A 24080-nucleotide genomic window follows, 5' to 3' on the forward strand; every position below is an offset into this window, starting at 1 on the left:
CACAGAATTCTTTCTCTGTCGCTCCTCGACTGGTTTGTTATTTATCACCGATGAGGAGGTGCTCTGATTACCCCGTTAATCCTGAGCGATCGCCCGTTGAAACGCTGGCTGGCTTTCTACCCGTTCAATGTATTGCTGGATATGCGGATAACGGCTGAAATCCAGACGCGTTTTCGCCAACACCAGCGGGACGGCCATTTGTATATCGGCACCGCTGAGCGACTCTCCCGCAAACCACTCTTGTGTACTCAAATGTTGTTCGATGAACTGCAACTGCGTCGTCAGCCGCGGCAGAATAAAAGCCTGCTCAATACTGTGCACAATTTTTCGCGCCACGGGGCGGACGAAGAATGGCATCGGCGCAGATTCTGTTTTCGCCAACACTAGACGCATCACCAGCAGCGGCATGAGGGAACCTTCGGCAAAATGCAGCCAGAAGCGATAATCCAGCAGGGCTTGCCCGCTCTGTGGACGGAGCCTGCCGTTGCCGTAAGTTTCAATCAGGTATTCCACAATGGCTCCGGATTCGGCAATCGTCAGTTCGCCATCGGTAATCACCGGCGATTTCCCTAGCGGGTGGATTTGTTTGAGTGACGCCGGGGCGCTAAACGTTTTTGGGTCACGGGCGTAGCGAATGATTTCATAGTCAACGCCCAGTTCTTCCAGTAGCCAGGTCGCGCGGGTTGAACGGGATTTTTCGAGGTGATGAACGTGTATCATCAAGATTTCCTTTTTGTTTGTCTTGGTTCCGTTATTCAGCACGGTGCAGGTGTGTGATTGTTTTACTGAGATTTGCTGTAACAGGGAAGTGAAAATAGCACTCGGGAGACATCTCCCGAGTGCGGTTATCAGCTAGATGAGCATAGCCCATTATTCGTATCGCGATTATGCAGACAACTATTTATGCGTACAAATAGTGGGCGTGGAAGCGCAGGTGATCTTCGATGAAGCTAGCAATGAAGAAATAGCTGTGGTCATAGCCAGACTGTGTCCGCAGCGTCAGCGGCCAGTCATACTGGCTTGCCAGCGCTTCCAGTTTCGCCGGTTGCAACTGGTCGGGGAGGAATTGATCGCAGTCTCCCTGATCGACCAGCATAGGCAGCTTCTTCTGGCTATTCGCCAGCAAATGGCAGCTGTCATACTGCAACCACTGTGTTTCATCCTCACCGAGGTAGGCGGTGAGCGCTTTGCGCCCCCACGGAACCTGGCTTGGGTTAACGATCGGCGCGAACGCCGACGCAGACAGGAATTTCTCCGGATTGCGCAGTGCCAGCATCAGCGCACCGTGCCCACCCATCGAATGTCCGCTGATGGACTGACGGTCGTTCACGTTAAAATGCTGCTGAATCAGTGCCGGCAGTTCGCTGCTGATGTAGTCATACATCCGGTAGTGTGCTGACCAGGGCGCCTGCGTGGCATTCACGTAGAACCCTGCACCCTGACCCAAATCGTACCCGGCATCGTCCGCTACGCCATCGCCGCGCGGGCTGGTGTCCGGCATAACCAGCACCAGACCCAGTTCGGAGGCAACGCGCTGCGCGCCAGCTTTCGTCGTGAAATTTTCGTCGTTGCAGGTTAACCCTGACAGCCAGTAAAGCACGGGCGGCGGCGTGTCATCCTGCGTTGGTGGCAGATAGATGCTGAACGTCATCGCGGTGTTCAGCGTTTCTGACACATGACGGTAGCGCTGTTGCCAGCCGCCAAACATACGGTGTTCTTCCAGCAGTTCCAGTGATGAAGTCATCGCTGTACAGCCTCCTTTTTCTGTTCCTGACGGTGGTGCAATTAACCGAAATGAATCACTGAGCGAATCGATTTGCCTTCGTGCATTAAATCGAATGCGGTGTTGATGTCGTCCAGCCCCATGGTGTGGGTGATGAAATCATTCAGCGGGAACTCACCTTTCAGGTAACGATCGACAATGCCTGGCAGTTCGCTACGGCCTTTTACGCCGCCGAAAGCGGAACCGCGCCATACGCGACCGGTCACCAGTTGGAACGGACGAGTGGAGATTTCTTCGCCTGCGCCTGCTACGCCGATGATGATGGATTCCCCCCAGCCTTTATGACAGCACTCTAGCGCGGAACGCATGACATTGACGTTACCGATACACTCAAAGGAGAAGTCCACGCCGCCATCAGTCAGCTCAACGATCACGTCCTGAATCGGCTTATCGTAATCTTTCGGGTTGATCAGATCGGTAGCACCCAGTTTACGTGCCAGCTCGAATTTGCTGGTGTTGAGATCGATACCGATGATGCGTCCGGCTCCCGCCATTTGCGCGCCGATAATCGCCGACAAACCAATGCCGCCGAGGCCGAAAATCGCAACCGTATCGCCTGCTTTCACTTTTGCGGTATTCAGCACGGCACCCATACCGGTGGTGACACCACAGCCCAGCAGGCAGACTTCTTCCAGCGGCGCTTCTTTATTCACTTTCGCCAGCGAAATTTCAGGCACGACGGTGTGCTCTGCGAAGGTGGATGTGCCCATGTAATGGAAAATCGGCTGGCCGTTTTTGGAGAAGCGAGTGGTGCCGTCCGGCATCAGGCCTTTGCCCTGCGTGGAGCGAATAGCCTGACACAGGTTGGTTTTGCCAGAGCGACAGAATTTACATTCGCCACATTCTGGGGTGTAAAGCGGAATAACGTGATCGCCGACGGCAACGCTGGTTACGCCTTCCCCAATCGCTTCCACAATCCCGCCGCCTTCATGGCCAAGAATCGCTGGGAACACGCCTTCAGGATCTTTGCCGGACAGCGTGTAGGCATCCGTGTGGCACACGCCGGTTGCGACGATGCGTACCAACACTTCACCTTTCTGTGGTGGCATCAGATCCACTTCTTCAACCGACAGTGGCTGGTTGGGACCCCAGGCGATGGCGGCGCGGGTTTTAATCATTTGCATGGTGGAGACTCCTAATGGCATTCCGTTATGGGTTGTAAGTTGAATGACAGGACGTAGCATTGCTCACTGTATCGTCCTCTCTTGAAAAGGGTCGTTCATGGAAAATAATGGGTTCATTCCGACTGAGCGGATGGTTCAATCATGCTGCTCTGTTCAATAATGAGCTTTTTAAGCGCCTCGACATTCGGGCCGAAGGCATCGCGTCGCCAGACGAGCCAGGTGGACGCGGCGGCGATATCGGGCGGTAATTCATGTATCTGAACGCGCGCGCCAGCGGGCAGCGATTCAAGAACGGCATAGGGGAGCATGGCGAGCCCGGCACCGCTGGCTACACAGGCAAGCATGGCATGGTATGAGTGAATTTCCATGATAGTGCCGGGCACCACGCCATCCTGCCGGAACCAGTTCTCAAGGCGTTTTCGATAGGAACAGCTGGGGCGGAAAGCAAACAGCGTATCGTGGCTGGCATCCCGCGCATGGCTAATCGGCGCGTGCGTCGTGTCGGATATCAGCACGAGTCGTTCCGTAAAGCATGAACAGCCATTCAGCTCATCGTAGACGACGGGGCCATCGACTAACGCGGCGGCTAGCGTTCCTGCCCGCACGCGTTCAATGATTTCCCCTGATGTACCGGTATTCAGAGACAGCGACACGTTGGGGTAACGCTGGTGGAAAGCCGCTAATAGCGTGGGCAAACGGGTTGCCGCCGTGCTTTCCATCGAACCTAGCGCGAAATTACCTGCGGGTTCACCCGTGCGCGTCATGCTGATCGCTTCTTCGCTAAGCGCCAGAATGCGCTGCGCATAACACAAGAAATTGTGCCCAATCGGGGACAGGCGCAGGCGCTGTTTCTCTCGGATGAACAGATCGGTACCCAATTCCTGTTCCAGCTGGCGTAACCGCGTGGTCAGATTTGAGGGCACCCGATGAAGCTGTTCCGCGGCGCGTGCGACGGAGCCCGTTTCGGCAACGAGACAGAACATGCGGAGCTGGGTCAAATCCATATCTTTCTCTTTTCGTAATGAACTGGTGTTTGATTATTCATTTTTTGTGAAGTTTAGCGACAAGCTGCGCATTTCGCAACTGGCTTACGCCACTCGGATGTAAATGCAACGTAAACTCAGCGGCATGCAACCTTGCCTGAATGATGAAAATGACGGGCGTAATTATCATCAGGATTAATATTTGGGCTTAGAAAGCGATAAAACGATCGCGGCCTGAATTAATAGCACCGCAATCAACTTTATAACTAATAGGGACATATTTTTCTGCGGATGAGACCAGAATGGAAAATAAGAATAATCCCAGAAAAATAAAACTGTATTTTACCCTGACGCAATAGTGAAGGAGGGGAAATAAATAGATAATTAAAATAAATAGTTAAATGTGTAGATAAATTGTTGTAGCGAAGCAATAGTCAAAAACTATCGCAATTCTTAATTTTGATCGCATTTGTTGATGCAAAAGCGTAAAGTGCCTGCCCAAAGTGCCGATAATGTTAATGTATGGTAGGAATATCTTATCGTTATTGTAAGGAAGTGTATCTTTTTGTCATTAAAGGAAAATAACTCTAACTAATGAGAGCCTCTGCTCTTCATTAAATGACGTAACACCAGGCGTATTTCCAATTAAAAATGTGCAGCCATGTTGCAGAAAGCGCAGAGGAAAGTCGCCAGATAATTTATAGGAGTCTTCTGTGAATTTTTTAAAAAATATCACCATCAGGGCAATGCTTTTAACAATATTGGGTCTGTTTCTGGTTGTATGGGGCGGCGCGTCTTTCTTTACCACCACCTCATTAAGCAGCATGACCAAACTATTGGAATCCGGCGAAACTCAACGTAAAAACGTAGAGATGCTGGTGAAAGGCAATGACCAGTATTTTCGTACGGTTACTCGCTTGTTACGCTCGATGGATTTCCAGCAAACGGGTGAAACGGCGGAAGCAGAAAAAGTATTTACGTCAGCAACCACCGCGTTTAAAAACACGTCAGATCAACTGGCTGCGTTTAAAGCCGTTGAGCACGTCGGCGTTGATAAAGAAACCGCGGACAATATGATCGCCGCGTGGACCCAGATATTGGATAACGGGTTGACGCCGATGTTGAACGCTGCGCGTGAGAATCGTCAGGAGGAGTTCCGTCAGCTTTTCCGTAAAACCTACCCGCCGTTGAGCGTGGCATTCGGTGCCAATATGGAGAAATACCAGACGGCGATTCTTTCCTCGTCAGAGGAGTCAATGAGCGAGGTCTACGGTCTGGTTGGCTGGAGTAATCACATTCTGCTGGGGGCAGCGATTATTGGATTGATCATCCTGCTGATGACGGATCGCTATCTGGTTCACTACCTGGTTAAGCCGTTGAATATGATCAAAGGATATTTCCAGGTGCTGGCTGCCGGGCAGCTTAACCACCCGATTGACGAGTTTGGTCGTAACTGTGCCGGACAGCTGATTCCTTATCTGAAAGAGATGCAGGGCAGTCTGGTTAATACGGTATCCATTATCCGCGACAGCTCTGCATCGATTCATCAGGGCTCCAGTGAAATCAAAAGCGGCAATAACGATTTGTCCGCACGTACCGAGCAGCAGGCTGCGGCGCTGGAACAGACGGCCGCCAGTATGGAAGAGCTGAGTGCGACGGTGAAACAGAATGCCGATAACGTTCATCAGGCCACTAAGTTGGCACAGGATGCTTCCGTTGCGGCGAAGAAAGGGGGCGACGTCACGGCAGATGTGATGGCGACGATGGCAAGCATTACGACCAGCTCGAAGAAAATTGCTGATATCACCAGCGTGATTAACGGCATTGCCTTCCAGACCAACATTCTGGCGTTGAACGCGGCGGTGGAAGCTGCCAGAGCCGGTGAGCAGGGGCGTGGTTTTGCGGTAGTTGCAGGCGAAGTTCGTAATCTGGCGCAGCGCAGTGCTCAGGCGGCAAAAGAAATTGAGAGCCTGATTACGGAATCGGTTGAACGTATCAATACAGGGTCAAATCAGGTTACGCAAACCGGCGAAGCGATGGATTCCATCATTTCTGCGATTACCCGGGTGAACGATCTGATGGGTGAAATCGCATCGGCATCGGACGAGCAGAGCCGCGGTATTACGCAGATTGGTCAGGCGGTGACCGAAATGGATGGCGTGACACAACAGAACGCCGCGCTGGTACAAGAATCTGCCGCCGCCGCGGCATCGCTGGAAGATCAGGCCCGCCAGTTGACCGAGGCCGTATCGGTATTCCAGCTGTCGGCCGCAGAGGCGCATCGTCGCCCTCAGCAGCGTCTGGCAGAGAAAGCGCCCGCAGTGGAAAAACCGATGTTATTAGCGGCCGCAGGCGGTAAAAAAGGCAATGCTAACGACAACTGGGAAACCTTCTGATAGCCCCACGACATGCGGCGTCAGCGCGCTGATGACCGCAAAAATCAGGTGATTTATCGCTAAAAGCACTGGGATATGTTCCCAGTGCTTTTTTGTTTATCACGGGACATTTATGACTGAATCGTGGTTTTTCTGTGCACAAGATGTGCCCCTCGCTACGCACACAGGCACACCCGCTACGCTTGATAACCTGAATCTATTTCAACAATCATGACGTACAATCACTGGATAATCGTAACTCTCTCAACTAGAGTGTTGACGGCGCTAGGGTCTGATCAAGGCCATGATAGTGCGATAGGCATAGTTACACCTGCAGGAGAATAATAATGTCATCACTAAGTAAAGAAGCCGTTATGGTGCACGAAGCACTGCTGGCACGCGGTCTCGAAACGCCGCTGCGCGGGGCGTTGTTGGATCGGGATACGCGTAAGCAACGTATTGCCGAGCATATGACGGAAATTATGAATTTGCTGAGTCTCGATCTGAGCGATGACAGCCTGGCTGAAACACCGACTCGCATCGCTAAAATGTACGTTGATGAAATATTCTCCGGCTTGGACTACGCCAATTTCCCCAAAATCACCATCATTGAAAACAAAATGAAGGTCGATGAAATGGTTACCGTGCGCGATATCACGCTGACCAGCACCTGTGAACATCATTTCGTGACGATCGATGGGAAAGCAACGGTGGCGTATATCCCGAAAGATGGCGTCATTGGTTTGTCGAAGCTCAACCGCATCGTCCAGTTTTTCTCTCAGCGCCCTCAGGTGCAGGAACGCTTAACGCAGCAGATTTTAGTCGCGCTGCAAACGCTGTTGGGTACCAATAACGTTGCGGTTTCGATTGATGCGGTGCATTACTGCGTGAAGGCGCGCGGTATTCGTGATGCGACCAGCGCCACGACCACGACATCGCTCGGTGGGCTGTTTAAATCCAGCCAGAACACGCGTCAGGAATTCCTGCGCGCGGTTCGCCACCACAATTAAGCCCGTTCTTATTGGCGATGATGAAGGAAATACCCCTCGTCATCGCCACATCGGTCATTGTCAAATCAGCAAGTACCTTCGCTTTTTCCCTTTCTGTGCATACAATCGCTACTTCGATGATTTGAAAATGTAATTTGTATGCCTTCTCACACTGTACCATCACCTCATTTGCCACTTTCGCGGCCACCTTCACGGATAGCTACGCTGGATTTCGCACGCGGCGTCGCCATCCTGGGTATTTTACTGCTGAATATTACGGCGTTTGCTTTACCGCATGCGGCCTACCTCAATCCAGCCTGGCAAGGTGAACCCACGTTGTCCGATGCCTTGACGTGGGCGGCGATGGATCTGCTGGCGCAGGCAAAATTCCTGACGCTGTTTTCTCTCCTTTTTGGCGCGGGGCTACAGCTATTGTTGCCGCGGGGGAAACGCTGGGTACATGCACGTCTGTTCTGGCTGATGATCGTCGGGCTGATTCATGCCATTTTCCTGTGGGATGGCGACATTTTGCTCGACTATGCGCTGATAGGGCTGGTGTGTTACGGCATGATTCGCCATGCGGAAAGTAGCCAGTTGCTAATGCGTACGGGGGTAGTTCTATACCTGGTGGGAATCGGCGTGCTGTTTGTACTGAGCCAGATTCTGAGTCTGCAACCGGGTCGATTCTGGCTGCCGGGTATGGCGGATATCACCTACGAGGCTTATTGGCGGGCGTTAGGCGGGCCGGAAGCGTGGAGTAATCGCGTCGATCTGCTCACGGAAAGCCTGTTGTCGCTGGGCGTGCAGTACGGCTGGCTGCTGGCGGGATCGATGCTATTAGGAGCAGGGCTGATGCGCAGTGGCTGGCTGAAAGGGGAATTCAGCACGGCGCACTATCGTAAGGTGGCTCTGTGGCTGATTCCACTGGGCGTGGCGATTAACAGCATTGGCGTGGTGGGGCAGTGGCTGGTGGATTGGGAATATCGCTGGAGCGGGCTGTTATTGCAAATTCCGCGTGAGCTGAGTTCACCCTTGCAGGCGATAGGCTATCTGGCGCTGTGCTACGGCTTTTGGGGCACGCTGTGCCAATGGCGCATCACGTACTGGATTACGGATGTCGGGCGTATGGCGTTAACCAACTATTTGCTGCAAACGCTGATTTGCGTGGTGCTGTTTAACCAGCTTGGTCTGTTTATGGCCTTCAGCCGCCTGCAATTGTTGGCGCTGGTTCCTATTATCTGGATCGCCAATCTGGTCTTTTCTCACTGCTGGTTGCGCTATTTTCGTCAGGGTCCGCTGGAATGGCTATGGCGCAAACTCACTAATGCGGTAGGGAAAACCGAGTAGAAAAAACCTTACGGTGCAGCGTGCTCGTTCTGCGGTTCGGGTTCGGCTTTCGCTGGTTGGTCAGGCTTAGCCTGATGAACTGGCGAGGGTAGCACCTGCTCCGGCAGGACGGCAGGATAATCCGGGGCATCTTCTGGAATGGTATGTTCTGCGGGAATCGGCACCTGCGGCCCTAAAAAGCGCGGCTCGCGTTTGAGGACATACAGATCGAACAGCGCGCCCAGACGAGCGCCAAATTCACGAACCCGCACGGTCATCATATTTTTGGGCGAAGGCACGGCATAACACTGCGCCTGAATGCCGAGGTGCAGCGCGATGAATAACGCGCGTTCGCAGTGGAAACGTTGGGTGATGATGGTGAAATCGTTGGTATCAAACACCTTGCGTGTTCTGACGATGGAGTCCAGGGTGCGGAATCCCGCATAGTCCAGCACGATATCCGAAGGCGGAACGCCTGCGGCGATCAAATCGCGACGCATCGTCATCGGCTCATTGTAGCTTTGCAGCGCGTTGTCACCGCTGAGCAGCAGATAGCTGACTTTACCGCTGTTGTAAGCGTTAATCGTCCCTTGCATACGGAACAGATAATACTGATTGATCACACCGGTACGATAGTATTTCGCCGTTCCCAGTACGACTCCAACCTGACGCTTCGGCAAGGCCTGAAGTTCATCGTAAATAAATGGCGCGGTTTTCCAACTGATCCAACGATCGAGGGCAAAAGCAGAGAGCAGCAGCACGCCAATGAGGGCTAACAAACCGAATGTCAGGCGTTTCCACATGCTTATGCCTCGGGTAAGGCTAGTCGACTAATCATGCCTCAAGGCTACTTTACCTGACTGGGGGACGCAAGACGAAGGCGAGGAACGGGTGGTTTATTGATTGAATTTTCAGCGTTAGGGTGAGGGGCGTGAAAATAAAACGCCAGCCTTTCGGGCAGAAAAGCTGGCGTGACGGGTAATACTGGTTACTTCGCCCGGTGTATCTCGATCCTTAAACGATCGGTATTAGGCGCGCTGGGCGTGTTAAACCCGGCTACCCCACAGATCGTATTCGTCGGCGTGTTCGACTTTAACCTTAACGATATCACCGACTTTCACGCCAGTTTCTCCGTTGAGGTAAACCGCACCGTCGATTTCAGGGGCATCGGCCATGCTGCGGCCAATCGCGCCTTCTTCGTCGATTTCATCGATCAACACCAGCACTTCACGGCCAATTTTATCCTGCAAACGCTGGGTAGAAATGGCCTGCTGAAGCTGCATGAAACGGTGGAAGCGTTCTTCTTTGATCTCTTCCGGCACCTGATCTGGCAATGCATTTGCCGCCGCGCCTTCGACCGGACTGAATTTAAAACAGCCCACGCGGTCGAGTTTGGCTTCTTTCAGGAAGTCGAGCAGCATTTGGAAATCTTCTTCCGTCTCGCCGGGGAAACCGACAATAAAGGTAGAACGCAGCGTTAAGTCCGGGCAGATTTCGCGCCAGCGCTTAATACGCTCCAGCGTTCTTTCTACTGCGCCTGGGCGCTTCATCAGTTTGAGAATTTTCGGGCTGGCGTGCTGGAGCGGGATGTCCAGATAAGGCAGGATTTTGCCTTCCGCCATTAATGGGATCACATCGTCTACGTGCGGGTAAGGGTAGACATAGTGCAGGCGTACCCATACGCCGAGAGACGCCAGTTGCTCACACAGGCTGACCATACTGGTTTTGACCGGTTGCCCGTTCCAGAATCCGGTACGCTGCTTCACATCTGCGCCGTACGCCGAGGTGTCCTGAGAAATCACCAGCAGCTCTTTTACGCCGGCATCAACCAGACGTTTCGCTTCATCCAGCACCGAACCGATTGGGCGGCTATCCAAATCGCCACGCATGGAAGGGATAATGCAGAACGTACAGCGGTGGTTACAGCCTTCTGAAATTTTCAGATACGCGTAATGGCGCGGTGTGAGTTTCACGCCCTGCTCGGGAACTAAACTGGTAAACGGGTTGTGCGTCGGTTTAGGGACATATTGATGCACGTGCGACAGCACCTGCTCGTAGCTGTGCGGACCAGTAATTTCCAGCACTTTTGGATGCACTTCGCGTATTTGATTTTCTTTGGCACCCAGACAGCCTGTGACGATAACTTTACCGTTCTCATTCAGCGCTTCGCCGATGGCTTCCAGCGACTCTTGTACGGCGCTGTCAATAAAACCACAGGTATTGACGATCACCAGTTCAGCGTCGTCATAGCGTGGGACGACCTGATAACCTTCAGTACGCAGTTCGGTCAGAATCCTCTCGGAGTCGACGAGGTTTTTCGGGCAACCGAGGGAAACAAAGCCGATACGTGGTTGTTGCATATTATTCGCTCACAAAATAAACAGAAAATAAAAACCGGAGGATTCTACACCATAGTTGATTATCCTTATAGTCAGTGGTGTAAAACTCAGCATTTTATCGCCGTGGTGATGAGGTCTCGTGGAAGGTGCTTCGCAAAGCGGCGCTAAATAGTAAATACATGCAGAACGTTATGGTATAATTTTTCATCATTACCACGAGTCAGGAGGCAGGATGGTGCAACGAATTAAAGTCGTGCGGAAGCATCAGCGTAAAAGCAAAATTGATGATAATCGGACCTTAATGCAGATCGGTGCCCGTGCCTCAAAGCAGGCAATCAAAGAAGCGTTAGATTCCGGTGTATCAATCACTTATATCAAAGATGGCTGGCTGGTCAGTCAAGCACCTGATGGTACGCTCTCAGAAATTAAACCCGTGGACGGTCAACCGCCAATTAAGCTTAGGGAGCTGCTTTGCCGAGCTTGAGACTGGTTGCAGGCCCGAATGGATCGGGCAAAACGACGTTGACTAAAGAATTGAGAGAAACGTACGCCGTTCCTTTGGGGCAGTACCTTAACCCCGATGATATTGCAAAACATATTGATCTCCCTGCGTTGTTGGGGGAAGCGGTCGATAAAGCACTGTTGTCCGATGAATCAGCCGCCAGGCTGGCACAGAGAATTTCCTTAGGTTTGAGAGAGGACTGGATTCGCGATCGGCTTTCTTTTACCTATGAGTCCGTGATGAGTCACAAAAGTCATCTCGATTTTGTAAAAGCGGCAAGAGAAAGCGGTTATAAACCCTACCTTTATTATGTCTGTACGTCAGATCCAGAACTCAACGATGAGCGAATAACTCAGCGTGTTGCATTAGGCGGGCATAGTGTGCCGAAGGATAAGGTCTTCGGGCGTTATCAGCGTAGCTTGGTGTATCTCTCTGAGATGATCCGACTCTGCCATCGTGCTTATTTTTTCGATAATTCAACGACGACGCTGACGTTTCTTGGTGAGGTTACACCGGATGGCTTTCTTGATATCGTCGAGGAATCGTTTGATAACGTGCAGCCTATGTGGTTGTACAAAAATGTGATGACGTCGTGGGATGAAAACAAAATCAGGATGATTCAGCCGAGATAACCCAATTTATCATGTCCGCCGCTTCAGCTACTGGTTTCTTTGAATTTCTTCAATAAATGTAAACCTTGCCCCGTTTTTTTGCACAAACATCGCCTGCCGCCTAAATTTACAGGACTTTTGTTGGATGGAGACAACGCTATGTCCTATTGCCTGATGCCTCGCAATTCTGCTTCCCCCCCCTTGTTACGACGATTTTCTGCCGTGCCACATTGGCTGCTGCTTGGCGCGACGCTGCTGTTTTCCAGCCCGTTATTGGCGGCAGAACCGAAGGTGACGGAATTACAGGATAAGCTGGACCACCCGTGGTCATTGGCGTTTTTACCGGAAGAGCAGGGGATTCTGATTACAGAACGCGCCGGGAATTTACGCTTATGGAAAGCGGGCAGCGCGCTGTCTGCGCCGATAGCGGGTGTACCGAAAGTCTTCGCTAAATCACAGGGCGGGTTGCTGGAAGTCGCGCTATCGCCGGACTTTGCGCAGAATCGACGCATCTACCTGAGCTTTGCCGAAGAGGGGAGCGAGGGTAAAGCGGGAACCGCGGTCGGCTACGGTAAACTCTCCGAGGATAATAAGCGGTTAGAGAATTTCACAGTCTTCTTCCGTCAGGAACCGAAGCTGTCGACGGGTAACCACTTCGGCGGCAAGCTGGCCTTTGATCGACAAGGGTATCTGTTTATCGCACTGGGCGAAAACAACGAACGCCCGACCGCACAAGATCTGGATAAATTACAGGGCAAAATTGTACGTCTGACGGCAGAGGGTAAGGTGCCGTCCGATAACCCGTTTGTGAATACACCTAATGCGCGGCCGGAAATCTGGTCTTACGGACACCGTAACCCGCAGGGGTTGGCGATTAATCCGTGGTCTGGCGTGCTGTGGGAAAATGAACATGGCCCGAAAGGCGGCGATGAAATCAATATCCCTAAAGCCGGTGAGAATTACGGCTGGCCGATTGCGACACACGGCATTAACTATTCAGGGTTAAAGATTCCAGAAGCGAAAGGAAAAGAGATCGCAGGGATGGCGAACCCTGACTTTTATTGGGAAAAATCACCGGGCATCAGCGGAATGGCCTTCTATAACAGCGACCGTTTCCCGCAGTGGAAAAATTCAGTCTTTATCGGCGCGCTGGCAGAGAAGAACCTGATTCGTTTGACGCTTGATGGCGACAAGGTCGCTTCACAAGAGCGCTTGCTGAGCAACCGCGGTGAACGTATTCGCGATGTGAGGCTGGGGCCTGACGGCTACCTTTATTTGCTGACCGATCACGACAATGGCAAATTGCTGAAAGTCGGACTGGAGTAAAAATCAGGCACCTTGCGGTGCCTGTCAGACTGTAAAAAATCTATTTGCGGAACGAAGACGGTAGTAACGGAATAGAAGAGTAAAGCGTTTGCGCCAGGGACAAAGGCGTCAGGAACGCCTTTGAACGTCGCTTGCGACGACCCTGTAAAGGGTGAATCTCAGGGATGAGATTCATATCTGCGCAAGCCGAGCGCACAGGGAGGTGTTCACTGCGTCTTTACGATCTATCTGTTACTACCGCTCGACAGTCTTTGTCAGCAACCTCTCAATCTTAAGACAGTGGAATCATGACGTGCTTCTGATACGCCGGGCGTTCGGTGAGTTGCTGATACCAGCGTTCCAGATGCGGATGCGACTGCTGCTCAATCGGCATATTCAGCCAGCCGTAAACAATACAGCCTAGCGGAATATCGCCAACGCCAAACTGTTTGCCGGATAGCCACGGCTGATTAGCCAGAACGGTATCGACAATATCGAACAGGCGTTCGCATTCGGCGATGCCTTTCTGTACTAAGGCCATATCGCGTTTTTCCGGCACGACGCGCACCATATTGATGAACACCGGTCCGAAGGAGACGGCGAGGGCGCTTGCCCAGTCCATCCACTTTTCAGCACTGGCGCGTTTGCCTGCATCCGCGAGATACAGCGAATCTTGCCCATACTGCGCCGCCAGATAACGTACGATGGTGTTGGATTCCCACAGCACCAGATCGCCGTCCCGCAGACAGGGGATGAGGCCATTCGGGTTCATCGCCAGATAATCGGCTTCATGGTTAAGACCGAATTGCCCACCCGCCGCAATATGCTGATAAGACAGCGCCAGTTCTTCTGCACACCACAGGACCTTCTTTACGTTGGTCGAGTTATCACGACCCCAAATTGTTATCATACCTGCCCCTCTTTCTTCGTGAAGCCTGCCCCGGTCATCCGCGACAGCCGATGAGAAATAATGATATGCCTTTTTAGTCTTTATGATTTCACTTGTCATTCTTAATAATGACAGCAAGTTACATTCAGACAGGAAAGTTACACAATGACATTGACGCATTCTGTTCGCGCTGCGCTGGGCATCACACTACTTGCTGCTGGTATGCAACTGGCGATGGCCAGCAGCGATCCACAGACGATCACATTTGGCGTGGCGCCAGGGCCGTATGGCGACATGGTGAATTTGGCGATCAAACCTGAGCTGGTGAAGAAAGGCTACAAGGTCGTCGTGCGTGAATTCAGCGATTATGTTCAGCCCAATCTGGCGCTGGCTAACGGCAGCATCGATGCCAACCTTTTCCAGCATACGCTGTATCTGGAAAAGTTCGCTGCTGATAAAGGGTTAAAAATTTCCCCTCTGATTACCGTACCGACGGCCAGCATGGGCTTCTACTCGAAGAAGATCAAATCTCTGGATGAATTGAAGAAAGGGGATGTCGTTACCCTTTCTAACGACGCCACCAATTTGGCGCGCGGTCTGCGCTTTCTGCAATCGATGGGGCTGATTACGATTAAGGCGGACATCGATCCGACCAAGGCTTCGGAGAAGGATATTCTTGAAAACCCGCGAGGGTTGGTCTTCAAACCGATGGAAGCAGCACAATTGCCACGTACGCTGGATAGCGTGACGGCCTCGCTGGTGAACGGTAATTTCGCGCTGGCGTCTGGCCTGAAACTGTCAGCGGCCATTAAGCTGGAAACGCTGGATGAGAATCTGAAGAACATTATTGCCGTGCGCACCGACGATCTCGACAAACCCTTTGTTAAAGATACCAAGGCGATTGTGGAATCACCCGCGTATTCCGCGGTGATCAACGATCCGGCGTTGATGTATAGCCAGTTCCAGAAACCTGAGTGGATGCAGGCAAAAACGCCAGCGCCCGCACAGTAAGCGTCAGGCTTACACAACATACCATTTGGCCGGTCTATGACCGGCTTTCTTCTTTTCCGCTCAGGCCAGGAGTTTGCGGATAATGATTCAGTTAGAAGGGGTAAGCGTTGACTTCTCTCACGGGAAGCAGCCAGAAAATCGCGCGGTAGACAATGTGTCGCTGCACATCCAGCGCGGGGAAGTTTACGGCATTGTTGGCACCAGTGGCGCGGGGAAAAGCACGCTGCTGCGGACCATCAATCTCTTACAGCGGCCGACGTCAGGCCGTGTGCGCGTCAATGGCGTGCTCATCAGCGAACTGTCAGGGCAGCTTCTGCGGGAACAGCGGCAAAAAATCGGCATGATCTTTCAGCATTTCAACCTGATGCAGACGCGTACCGTGGCGGAAAACGTGGCGTTTAGCCTCAAAGCCGCTGGGAGATCCAACGCGGATATTGCGACGCGCGTGCAGGAAATCCTGAATCTGGTGGGGCTGGCGGATAAAGCATCGTTTTATCCGGCGCAGCTTAGCGGCGGTCAGAAACAGCGCGTAGGGATTGCCCGAGCCATTGCCAACGATCCCGAAGTCTTGTTGTGCGATGAGCCTACATCGGCGCTCGATCTCGAAACTTCAGCCGCTATTCTGGCGCTGTTGAAAGAGATTAACGACAAATTGGGCATTACCATCGTGCTGATTTCTCATGAAATGAGCGTGATTAAGGCCGTTTGCGATCGGGTGGCGGTGATGACGGGCGGTCGGGTTGTGGAAGAAGGCGATGTTTTTGATATTTTCGCGACGCCGCAGCACGCGTTCACGCGTCAACTGGTGTCCCACACGCTCGATCTCGCCTTGCCACCGCGCTTGCTGAAAGATTTGCAGGGCACATTATTGAAGATTCTGTTCGTCGGCGAATCGGCGGAACAACCCGTGCTGTCGGATGTCGCGATGCGCTTTGGCGTGTCCGTGAATATCCTGCACGGTAAGATCGAATACATCGGCAATCGTGCGCTAGGCATCCTCGTGGCGCTATTGACCCATCCATCCGATCCCGTAAAAGTGACGGAAGCGGTGGAACATATTCAGGTAAGGACGGCGAACGTGGAGGTGCTGCATGGCTGATTTATGGATCGATCTGGTCGCGGCGTTCGGCGAAACGTTCCAGATGGTAGGGATTTCCACGCTGCTTGCCATCATCGGCGGTTTACCGCTGGGGCTGCTGATTTACGTTACGGACAGGAATCTGTTCTGGCAAAACCGTGCCGTCTATCTGTTTGGCACCGTGCTGGTGAATATTATCCGCTCGATTCCCTTCGTTATTCTGCTGGTCTTGCTGCTACCGCTCACGCAGTTTCTCTTGGGGAATACGATTGGCCCAGTGGCGGCGGCGGTGCCCATGTCGGTGGCAGCCATCGCGTTCTATGCGCGTCTGGTGGATAGCGCACTGCGTGAAATTGACCCCGGCATCGTGGAGGCGGCCGAAGCATTTGGCGCCAGCCCGATGCGTATTATCGGCACGGTGTTACTGCCAGAAGCAAAAGCAGGATTATTGCGTGGCCTCACGATTACGTTGGTGAGCCTCATCGGCTATTCGGCGATGGCAGGCATTGTCGGCGGCGGTGGCGTCGGGGATCTGGCGATCCGCTTCGGCTATTACCGCTATGAAACCGAGGTGATGGTGATCACCGTTGTTGCGCTGGTCATTCTGGTGCAGGTGGTACAGACGCTGGGCGACTGGCTGTCAAAACGTGCAGATAAGCGCGAGCGCCGCTAAGGGTTTTCCATGCACTGGCACGAGGGGGCAGGGTTGCCATGTTCCTCGTGCCGTCCGTTATTTCCTCTGATTAACTGATACCTACATTTTCAGATATTCCTTATTTTTCCTAAGTCCTTTTTTTATCAGCGTTTTTTTAGAAGCTTTCATTTCTTTGACTATCTTTACAGAAGGAACGGTTTTCATCCCAGAGATGACGCGTTACCTTTGTATGTTACTAAAGTTTTCAAAACATATTGAAAATTAAGAATTTTTAACGACTGATGGACATTGCGGCGAACTCATGAAAACAACCCCTTTCCTGACCAGACTCACGTCTTTCTCTGTAGGTACGGTATTGCTTGTTGGTTTGGTGCCCTTCACCTATGCGGAACAGTTGCCAGCGGTGCCGCAGATCGATGCCAAAGCCTTTATCCTGATGGATTACCACAGCGGTAAAGTGCTGGCGGAGAGCAATGCTGATGAGCGCCTTGATCCTGCCAGCCTGACGAAAATCATGGCGAGCTATGTCATTGGGCAGGCGATTAAATCCGGTAAAATTAGTCCGACTGATGAAGTGACCGTCGGAAAAGATGCCTGGGCAACCGGCAATCCAGCGTTGCGTGGCTCGTCGCTGATGTTCCTTAAGCCGGGCGACCGTATTCCCGTTTCTGAGTTAAATAAAGGGATTGTCATTCAGTCCGGTAATGATGCCAGCATTGCGCTGGCGGATTATGTAGCGGGCAGTCAGGATGCGTTTGTCAGCCTGATGAACAATTATGTGAAGGCGCTTAACCTGACGAATACGCATTTCCTTACTGTGCACGGGCTTGATGCCACAGGGCAGTATAGCACCGCACGCGATATGGCCCTGTTAGGGCAGGCGCTGATTCGCGACGTGCCGGAAGAGTATGCGTTACACAAGGAAAAAGAGTTCACCTTCAATAACATTCGCCAGCCTAACCGCAACCGTCTGCTGTGGAGCACGAATCTGAATGTGGACGGCGTGAAAACCGGCCATACCAACGGCGCGGGGCACAATCTGGTGGCCTCGGCAACCGAAGGCAACATGCGCCTGATTTCCGTGGTGTTGGGGGCGCAGACGGATGCCATTCGCTTCCGCGAAAGTGAAAAACTGCTTACATGGGGCTTCCGTTTTTTTGAAACGGTGACACCTATCAAGGCGGATGCCCCCTTTACTACACAGCGGGTCTGGTTTGGTATCGAGAAAGAGGCGAGACTTGGCGTTGCACAGGATGCCGCGCTGACCATCCCGAAAGGGCAAATGAAGAACCTGAAAGCCAGCTTTATACTCAATCAGCCGCAGCTTTCCGCGCCGCTAACCAAGAATCAGGTGGTCGGCACCATTGATTTTCAACTGGATGGTAAAAGCATCGGGCAGCGCGAACTGGTGGCGATGGATGATATCCCCGAGGCCGGTTTCTTTAGCCGCCTCTGGGATACGGTAATGATGAAGGTGCAGCAGTGGTTCGGTGGGTTATTCGGTTAATTTCCGGGGTGGATTAACTGAATGCCGTTGTTAGCGAAGTAACGTAGGTATGGTTCGCCCGGTGCGCTGTCGGAAATGACCGTATCAAACAGCGTGATCGGGCCGATACAGGCGCGTTTGATCTGGCCGAATTTGCTGCTGTCTGCCACGATAATGATGCGCTGTGCGGTTGCCATGGCGCGTTGCTTCATACCCAGCTCGGCAAAGTTAAAACAGGTCGCGCCTGCGTTAAGTTCGATACCCGCCGCAGAAATAAACGCTTTATTCGGACAGATGTTGTCCAGCTCGCTGCGCTGGTTGAGCGGAGTGAAAATCGCGTTATCCGGATGGTATTCCCCGCCGCACAAAATCACTCTGCACGCCTTTTTTTCCTGTAGTGCTAAAAAAGTATTCAGAGAGTAGCAAACTGCGGTAAAAGGCAGCTCATCAGGAATGGCATCAATGATGAAGGGGATAGTGGTGCCGCAGTCGAAAAAAACGGTATCGTTTGCTTCTACGAGATGCGCAGCCACCGCACCGATAGCCTGCTTCTCTCTTACGTGCTTGGTCTGTTGGTCGGAGACAAAATAGTTTGTGACACCGTTATTCTTCAGGTCGCTCACGACGTAGCCGCCGAGCAGCATAACGCTGGTGGAGTCGGCATTCAGATCGCGGCGCACGGTCATCTCGGACACGCCGAGTAGCTGTGCGGCGTCCTTCAGATGGAGTTTATCGGTTTTCTTTAATGCCTGAGCCAGTCTGCCGATTCGTTCGTCGCGCCGCGTTTCCATAAAATTCCCAGCTCGTAAGCTATTTTTGTTGTTAGTAGTTTCCTGCTGCGGCAGCTTCACCTGAAACGATAGCAACGCCTGAGCTGGTGCCGATACGCGTGGCGCCTGCTTCAATCATACGCTGTGCCGTTTGGCGATCGCGAACCGCGCCGGATGCTTTGACACCCATCTCGCTGCCGACGGTGCTACGCATCAGTCGAACGTGTTCTTCGCGTGCGCCGCCGGTGCTGAAACCGGTAGACGTTTTGACGAACGCGACATCCAACTGACGACACATTTCACACACCAGTACAATCTGTTCGTCATCAAGCAGACAGGTTTCCAATATTACCTTCAACGGTATAGCGGCGCAAACCTCGCGCACGGCCTGAATATCCGCTTTGACGGCGTCAATCTTCCCGCTTTTCAGCCAGCCGACGTTAATTACCATGTCGATTTCCTGAGCGCCGGCATCAATCGCAGCTTTGGCTTCAAAAGCCTTGCTGGCCGTCAGGCCTGCACCGAGAGGGAAACCGATAACAGAGCATACCTGAACGTCAGTGCCTGTCAGCTTTTCGGCGACTAAGGGGACGTAGCCTGAATTCACACAAACAGCATAAAAACGGTGTGCTATCGCTTCCTCGCACAGCGTGATGATTTGCTGTTCGGTAGCGTTGGCGGCCAGCAGTGTGTGATCGATATAGCGTGCGTAGTCAGTCATGGCAAATCCTTGATGATAGCGATAAGAAATCAGAGAGCGTGATTATGACACTCAATGATTTTAATGTCACAAAAATAACAATAAAATTAATTTTTTGTTATTTAAATAACATTTTATGAAATGAATGTGATTACAGATGTATGACAATCGGGAAATAGGAAAGAGAGTGGGTAGCGCAAGGTAGAAAAGAAAACGCCCATCGCTCTTGAACCTGAAAGGCGGGAACGATGGGCTCCTCAATAAGGGGAATCAAAGAAAAGCAGTGGCACTTATTCAGACTTTAGGGCAAAGAAAAAGTTCTCACTTCTTTGGAAAAAATATTGACGATTTTTTACATTTTTTCAGCCGGGTAATTCAGGCCAGATAATCACGATAAGCGAGCCCGCCAATGTCAGCAGCACGTTAGCGATAGCATAGGTGCCCGCATAGCCGAGCGCAGGGATGTTACTGCGAGCCGTATCGCTGATAATTTCCATAGCGGGTGCACAGGTCCGCGCGCCCATCATCGCGCCAAACAGTAGCGCCCGGTTCATTTTCAGTACATAGGCACCGAACAGGAAACAAATCACCACCGGTACCAGACTGACAATGAGCCCCGAGGCCAGCATTTGGATACCGACTTCTCCCAGACTGCTGTTGATTGTGCTGCCCGCACTCAGGCCAACGCCGGCCATGAAGACCATCAGGCCAAATTCTTTGACCATATTGAGCGCGCCTTGCGGAATATAGCCGAAGGTCGGGTGGTTGGCGCGCAGGAACCCCAGCATGATGCCAGCGAACAGCAACCCGGCTGCGTTACCGATGCCAAAAGTGAAGTTGCTGAATTGAATGGTGATCAGTCCGACCATGATACCGATAACGAAAAAAGCGCAGAAAGCCAGCAGATCGGTAACCTGGCTGTGAATAGAAATAAACCCGATTCTGTCAGCGATGCTTTTTACCCGACGGGCGTCGCCGCTGACCTGCAAGACATCCCCTTTATTCAGCACGACGCTATCGTCAATCGGCATTTCAATCTGGCTGCGGATAATACGGTTCAGGAAACAGCCGTGATCGGTCAGCTTCAATTGGCTAAGGCGTTTGCCGACGGCATTGTGGTTCTTGACGACGATCTCTTCGGTGACAATACGCATGTCCAGCAAATCGCGATCGAAGACTTCCTTACCGTCGCGGAAATTGGAGTTCAGGCGGGAGTGCGAGTCTGGGTAGCCAACCAGCGCGATCTCATCGCCGATTTGTAAAACGGCATCGCCGTCGGGGCTGGCCAGAATGCCGTTACGTCGGATGCGTTCGATGTAGCAGCCAGTCTGGCGATAGATTCCCAGTTCGCGTAAGTTCTTACCGTCCGCCCAGGCAACCAACTCCGGCCCGACGCGATAGGCGCGAATCACTGGCAGATAGACTTTTCTCTGGCTGTCTGCGTCCAGCCCACGCTCACGTGCAATCTGCTGTGCGCTGGTGGGCAGGTCCTGATGTTGGAGTTTGGGCAGATAGCGTGCACCAAAAATGAGGCTGACCAGCCCGACCAGATACGTCAGCGCATAGCCCAGGCTCAGGTGGTCTTGCTCAATACCGAGCTGGCTTCCCATACTGGCGGTATTGCGCAGCGTGTCGCCCGCGCCGACCAGCACAGGCGTTGATGTCATGGAACCGGCCAGCATCCCCGCCGTCAGGCCAATTCCCCAGCCAAAGAATTTACCTAAACCCAGCGCCAGTAACATCGCGCTACCGACCATCACCAGCGCCAGCATGAAATAATTTTTCCCGTCGCGGAAGAAAATAGAAAAGAAATTGGGTCCGGCTTCCACTCCCACGCAAAAAATAAATAACATAAAACCGAGGCTCAGCGCTTCGGTATTAATCGAAAAGTGTTGTTGGCCGAGTAATAAAGAAACAACTAAAACGCCAATAGAATTACCGAGTTGTACTGGCCCGAGGCGCAATTTCCCCAGACAGAGTCCTAATGAAAGAACCACAAATAAAAGCAGAATGTAATTCCCATTTAACAAATCAGCGACGTTTATATTCATGGAATGTAACTTGTTGTTTACCAGTAAGTTCTTGATGTTATTCATTATAGCGGCTAGATTTAGCCATGAAATGCATGAATTCCCGTGACGGTATCAATACGCGTCAGCTGAAAGGAATCAGCCTCGTTCAGTATAATTTATCCGATAAAAATTGTTCAGTGTAATTATTGTTTAATTTAATGATTGTGGTGTCGCTGTTGAAGAAATGTGGCGGGTTATTGTCTTTTTCTGCGGACAACCTGCGCGTCGAATAAATCGTAGCGAAGCCTTATGTTTTTCATATCGGGGAATAAGATACCCATCATTTTTACCATGCCGCATGTTTTCTCGCATGTTGCGGTATCTGGTGGATGCAGGTTGGGAGGCATATTGAAAGAGGGCGATTTATGGCAAAAAATAAAGGTTGGGTGGGCGCGACCTGCTGTTTTCTCTTGTTCACCGTAGTATTCCTGAGCCAAAAGATTGAGGTCTCGGATGTCGCGGTGAATGATGGGCTGCGTGGCAGTCCGGGGATGTTGCTTTTTCTGCTACCCGGCATGGTAGCCTGTTTTCTTTCCGCGCGCGGCCGCTTGCTTTACCCGCTGTTTGGCGCGCTGGCGGCGATGCCCGTATGCTTACTGGTGCTTCACCTGTGGAATACGCCGATGCGCTCTTTCTGGCAAGAGCTGGCCTACGTGATGAGTGCGGTCTTTTGGTGTGTGTTGGGTGCGCTGGGTGTGCTATGTTTACGCGGTCTTTATCGACGCTATCTTCGCTAAGAGCCTATCTCATTGCCATAAAAAAGCGCGGACTTTCGCCGCGCTATTGTTTTGCCAGTTCGATGATTATGACTGGAACAGAGCCAGATGCTCTTTGGCATAGGCTTCAAAATCGGTGCAGCCGCCGATGTGTTTTTCATCCAGGAAAATCTGCGGCACGGTTTCAACCGGCTTTCCTACCGTCTTGGACAAATCTTCTTTCGAGATGCCTTCTGCATGGATGTCTACATAGCGGAAGCTGAAGTCATCACGTTGCTCGGCCAGTTTTTCTGCCAGTTCTTTCGCACGTACACAATAAGGGCAAGCTGGGCGCCCGAAAATTACAGCGAACATGTAAACTCCTTTGTAAAATTAGAAAATGTTCTCATTCTTGAAACGCATAGCGTGACGTCTGTTGCAGACAAGGTCACGGCTAAAGGTGTTACGGTTAATGAGGTTACTGCGAATTACGCTACTATGCCTGTATTCATTGATGAAAAATAGTAGTCATTACCTGTTACAACGATTTGCTGAAGCTATTAGGCGGTGGAGTAATGCAGCTTCTGCCTGAGCTACGATATAATTCCGCCATACTTCAAGCTGCCTATTAGATGTACTTTATCGACTGAAGGATGCCAGTGTGACACCAACCATTGATTTGCTACAGCGCCACCGTTCTATTCGCGCATTTACGTCTCAGGCGGTGACGGATGAGCAACGCCACGCCATTATTACCTCCGCACAAAGCGCGTCCAGTTCCAGCTTTTTACAATGCAGCGCCATTATCCGTATTACCGATCCTGCCGTGCGTGAAACGCTGGTTCACTATACCGGCGAGCAAGGCTATGTAGCGCAGGCAGCAGAATTTTGGATCTTTTGTGCTGATTTCCACCGCCATGTGGAGATTTTTCCACAGGCAGAAACCGGGCTGGCCGAGCAGTTGCTGATTGGCTGTGTCGATACCGCCCTCATGGCGCAGAATGCACTGATCGCCGCGGAGTCGCTGGGGTTGGGTGGGGTATTTATCGGCGGAATCCGTAATCGAATTGCTGATGTAACACAACTGCTGCAATTGCCGTCGCTGGTTATGCCATTGTTTGGCCTGTGTCTGGGACACCCGGACGCGGAACCGATGCTGAAACCACGCATGCCTACCGCCATGATGCTGCATGAAAATGTCTATCAGCCGCTCGATCGCGATGTGCTGGCGCAATACGATCAGCAAATAGTGGAATATTATCTGCAACGCACCGGTAGCCGCCGCGAGAGCTGGAGTGAGCACGTCGAACGGACGCTGAAAAAAGAGTTACGTCCATTCATGCTGGACTACTTACATCAACAAGGATGGGCGATACGCTAGTATCTG

The 24080-nt window shown here is 52.0% G+C and carries 23 protein-coding genes; 12 read left to right on the forward strand and 11 right to left on the reverse strand.

The window, feature by feature from the left end:
* Positions 1-75: 75 nt before the first annotated feature.
* From R9X49_RS04910 to ptrR, 4 genes are all read right to left on the reverse strand, one after another.
* Positions 76-720, reverse strand: a complete 645-nt coding sequence (locus tag R9X49_RS04910; RefSeq protein WP_319847418.1) for a glutathione S-transferase — start codon at positions 718-720, stop codon at positions 76-78.
* A 181-nt stretch (positions 721-901) separates the two neighbouring features.
* The gene (gene fghA, locus R9X49_RS04915; protein WP_319847419.1) at positions 902-1744 is read right to left on the reverse strand and encodes an S-formylglutathione hydrolase; all 843 of its coding nucleotides are present in this window, start codon (positions 1742-1744) and stop codon (positions 902-904) included.
* 41 nt (positions 1745-1785) lie between these two features.
* On the reverse strand, positions 1786-2907 hold the full coding sequence (locus R9X49_RS04920) for an S-(hydroxymethyl)glutathione dehydrogenase/class III alcohol dehydrogenase (protein WP_319847420.1): 1122 nt from the start codon (positions 2905-2907) through the stop codon (positions 1786-1788).
* A gap of 113 nt (positions 2908-3020) precedes the next feature.
* Positions 3021-3911, reverse strand: a complete 891-nt coding sequence (gene ptrR / locus R9X49_RS04925; protein ID WP_319847421.1) for a putrescine utilization regulator PtrR — start codon at positions 3909-3911, stop codon at positions 3021-3023.
* 692 nt (positions 3912-4603) lie between these two features.
* On the opposite strand from ptrR, the gene R9X49_RS04930 reads away from it, so the two are divergent.
* The 3 genes from R9X49_RS04930 to yeiB all read left to right on the forward strand — a co-directional run bounded on the left by R9X49_RS04930 (position 4604) and on the right by yeiB (position 8601).
* On the forward strand, positions 4604-6286 hold the full coding sequence (locus R9X49_RS04930; protein WP_319847422.1) for a methyl-accepting chemotaxis protein: 1683 nt from the start codon (positions 4604-4606) through the stop codon (positions 6284-6286).
* 326 nt (positions 6287-6612) lie between these two features.
* Positions 6613-7275 carry a GTP cyclohydrolase I FolE gene (gene folE / locus R9X49_RS04935; protein WP_005967317.1) on the forward strand — a complete coding sequence of 221 codons (663 nt, stop codon included), beginning with the start codon at positions 6613-6615 and terminating at the stop codon, positions 7273-7275.
* 138 nt (positions 7276-7413) lie between these two features.
* Positions 7414-8601, forward strand: coding sequence for a DUF418 domain-containing protein YeiB (gene yeiB / locus R9X49_RS04940; RefSeq protein ID WP_319847423.1), 1188 nt, complete (start codon positions 7414-7416; stop codon positions 8599-8601).
* 8 nt (positions 8602-8609) lie between these two features.
* Here the strand turns inward: yeiB and sanA are convergent, their stop codons facing one another.
* Positions 8610-9383, reverse strand: coding sequence for an outer membrane permeability protein SanA (gene sanA / locus R9X49_RS04945; RefSeq protein WP_319847424.1), 774 nt, complete (start codon positions 9381-9383; stop codon positions 8610-8612).
* Between the two features lie 243 nt (positions 9384-9626).
* Entirely contained in the window at positions 9627-10940 is a 1314-nt protein-coding gene (gene rimO, locus R9X49_RS04950; RefSeq protein ID WP_319847425.1) for a 30S ribosomal protein S12 methylthiotransferase RimO, read from the reverse strand.
* Between the two features lie 211 nt (positions 10941-11151).
* Here rimO and R9X49_RS04955 point away from each other — a divergent pair, with 211 nt between their 5' ends.
* From R9X49_RS04955 to R9X49_RS04965, 3 genes are all read left to right on the forward strand, one after another.
* A complete protein-coding gene (locus R9X49_RS04955; RefSeq protein ID WP_271873437.1) occupies positions 11152-11403 on the forward strand; it encodes a hypothetical protein in 252 nt (83 codons plus the stop codon).
* On the forward strand, positions 11400-12053 hold the full coding sequence (locus R9X49_RS04960) for a zeta toxin family protein (RefSeq protein WP_319848584.1): 654 nt from the start codon (positions 11400-11402) through the stop codon (positions 12051-12053). The genes R9X49_RS04955 and R9X49_RS04960 overlap by 4 nt, the downstream gene beginning before the upstream one ends.
* Before the next feature lie 138 nt (positions 12054-12191).
* Complete coding sequence (locus R9X49_RS04965; RefSeq protein WP_319847426.1) at positions 12192-13358, forward strand: PQQ-dependent sugar dehydrogenase; 1167 nt, start codon at positions 12192-12194, stop codon at positions 13356-13358.
* Between the two features lie 271 nt (positions 13359-13629).
* On the opposite strand, the gene R9X49_RS04970 is transcribed toward R9X49_RS04965, so the two are convergent.
* Positions 13630-14247, reverse strand: a complete 618-nt coding sequence (locus tag R9X49_RS04970) for a glutathione S-transferase (protein WP_319847427.1) — start codon at positions 14245-14247, stop codon at positions 13630-13632.
* Between the two features lie 144 nt (positions 14248-14391).
* Between R9X49_RS04970 and R9X49_RS04975 the strand changes: the two genes are divergently transcribed.
* The 4 genes from R9X49_RS04975 (at position 14392) to R9X49_RS04990 (ending at position 18477) form a co-directional block, all read left to right on the forward strand.
* Positions 14392-15237: a MetQ/NlpA family ABC transporter substrate-binding protein gene (locus R9X49_RS04975; RefSeq protein ID WP_319847428.1), complete on the forward strand. Its 846-nt coding sequence runs from the start codon at positions 14392-14394 to the stop codon at positions 15235-15237.
* Positions 15238-15319: 82 nt separating this feature from the next.
* A complete protein-coding gene (locus R9X49_RS04980; protein WP_319847429.1) occupies positions 15320-16336 on the forward strand; it encodes a methionine ABC transporter ATP-binding protein in 1017 nt (338 codons plus the stop codon).
* Positions 16329-16988, forward strand: a complete 660-nt coding sequence (locus R9X49_RS04985; RefSeq protein WP_015839941.1) for a methionine ABC transporter permease — start codon at positions 16329-16331, stop codon at positions 16986-16988. Before R9X49_RS04980 ends, R9X49_RS04985 begins: the two co-directional genes overlap by 8 nt.
* A gap of 283 nt (positions 16989-17271) precedes the next feature.
* On the forward strand, positions 17272-18477 hold the full coding sequence (locus tag R9X49_RS04990; protein WP_319847430.1) for a serine hydrolase: 1206 nt from the start codon (positions 17272-17274) through the stop codon (positions 18475-18477).
* Here R9X49_RS04990 and deoR read toward each other — a convergent pair.
* The 3 genes from deoR to R9X49_RS05005 form a co-directional block, all read right to left on the reverse strand.
* Positions 18474-19247 carry a DNA-binding transcriptional repressor DeoR gene (gene deoR / locus R9X49_RS04995; RefSeq protein ID WP_319847431.1) on the reverse strand — a complete coding sequence of 258 codons (774 nt, stop codon included), beginning with the start codon at positions 19245-19247 and terminating at the stop codon, positions 18474-18476. The genes R9X49_RS04990 and deoR overlap by 4 nt on opposite strands.
* Before the next feature lie 31 nt (positions 19248-19278).
* On the reverse strand, positions 19279-19947 hold the full coding sequence (gene deoC / locus R9X49_RS05000; RefSeq protein ID WP_319847432.1) for a deoxyribose-phosphate aldolase: 669 nt from the start codon (positions 19945-19947) through the stop codon (positions 19279-19281).
* Between the two features lie 341 nt (positions 19948-20288).
* Complete coding sequence (locus tag R9X49_RS05005) at positions 20289-21977, reverse strand: aspartate:alanine antiporter (RefSeq protein WP_319847433.1); 1689 nt, start codon at positions 21975-21977, stop codon at positions 20289-20291.
* 386 nt (positions 21978-22363) lie between these two features.
* On the opposite strand from R9X49_RS05005, the gene R9X49_RS05010 reads away from it, so the two are divergent.
* The gene (locus R9X49_RS05010) at positions 22364-22735 is read left to right on the forward strand and encodes an inner membrane protein YbjM (RefSeq protein WP_319847434.1); all 372 of its coding nucleotides are present in this window, start codon (positions 22364-22366) and stop codon (positions 22733-22735) included.
* Between the two features lie 66 nt (positions 22736-22801).
* On the opposite strand, the gene R9X49_RS05015 is transcribed toward R9X49_RS05010, so the two are convergent.
* Entirely contained in the window at positions 22802-23068 is a 267-nt protein-coding gene (locus R9X49_RS05015) for a GrxA family glutaredoxin (protein WP_010277298.1), read from the reverse strand.
* A gap of 286 nt (positions 23069-23354) precedes the next feature.
* On the opposite strand from R9X49_RS05015, the gene nfsA reads away from it, so the two are divergent.
* A complete protein-coding gene (nfsA, locus tag R9X49_RS05020; RefSeq protein WP_319847435.1) occupies positions 23355-24074 on the forward strand; it encodes an oxygen-insensitive NADPH nitroreductase in 720 nt (239 codons plus the stop codon).
* Positions 24075-24080: the final 6 nt, after the last annotated feature.

The sequence above is a fragment of the Pectobacterium carotovorum genome (assembly GCF_033898505.1).
In the GTDB taxonomy this organism is placed as follows: Bacteria; Pseudomonadota; Gammaproteobacteria; order Enterobacterales; family Enterobacteriaceae; genus Pectobacterium; species Pectobacterium carotovorum_J.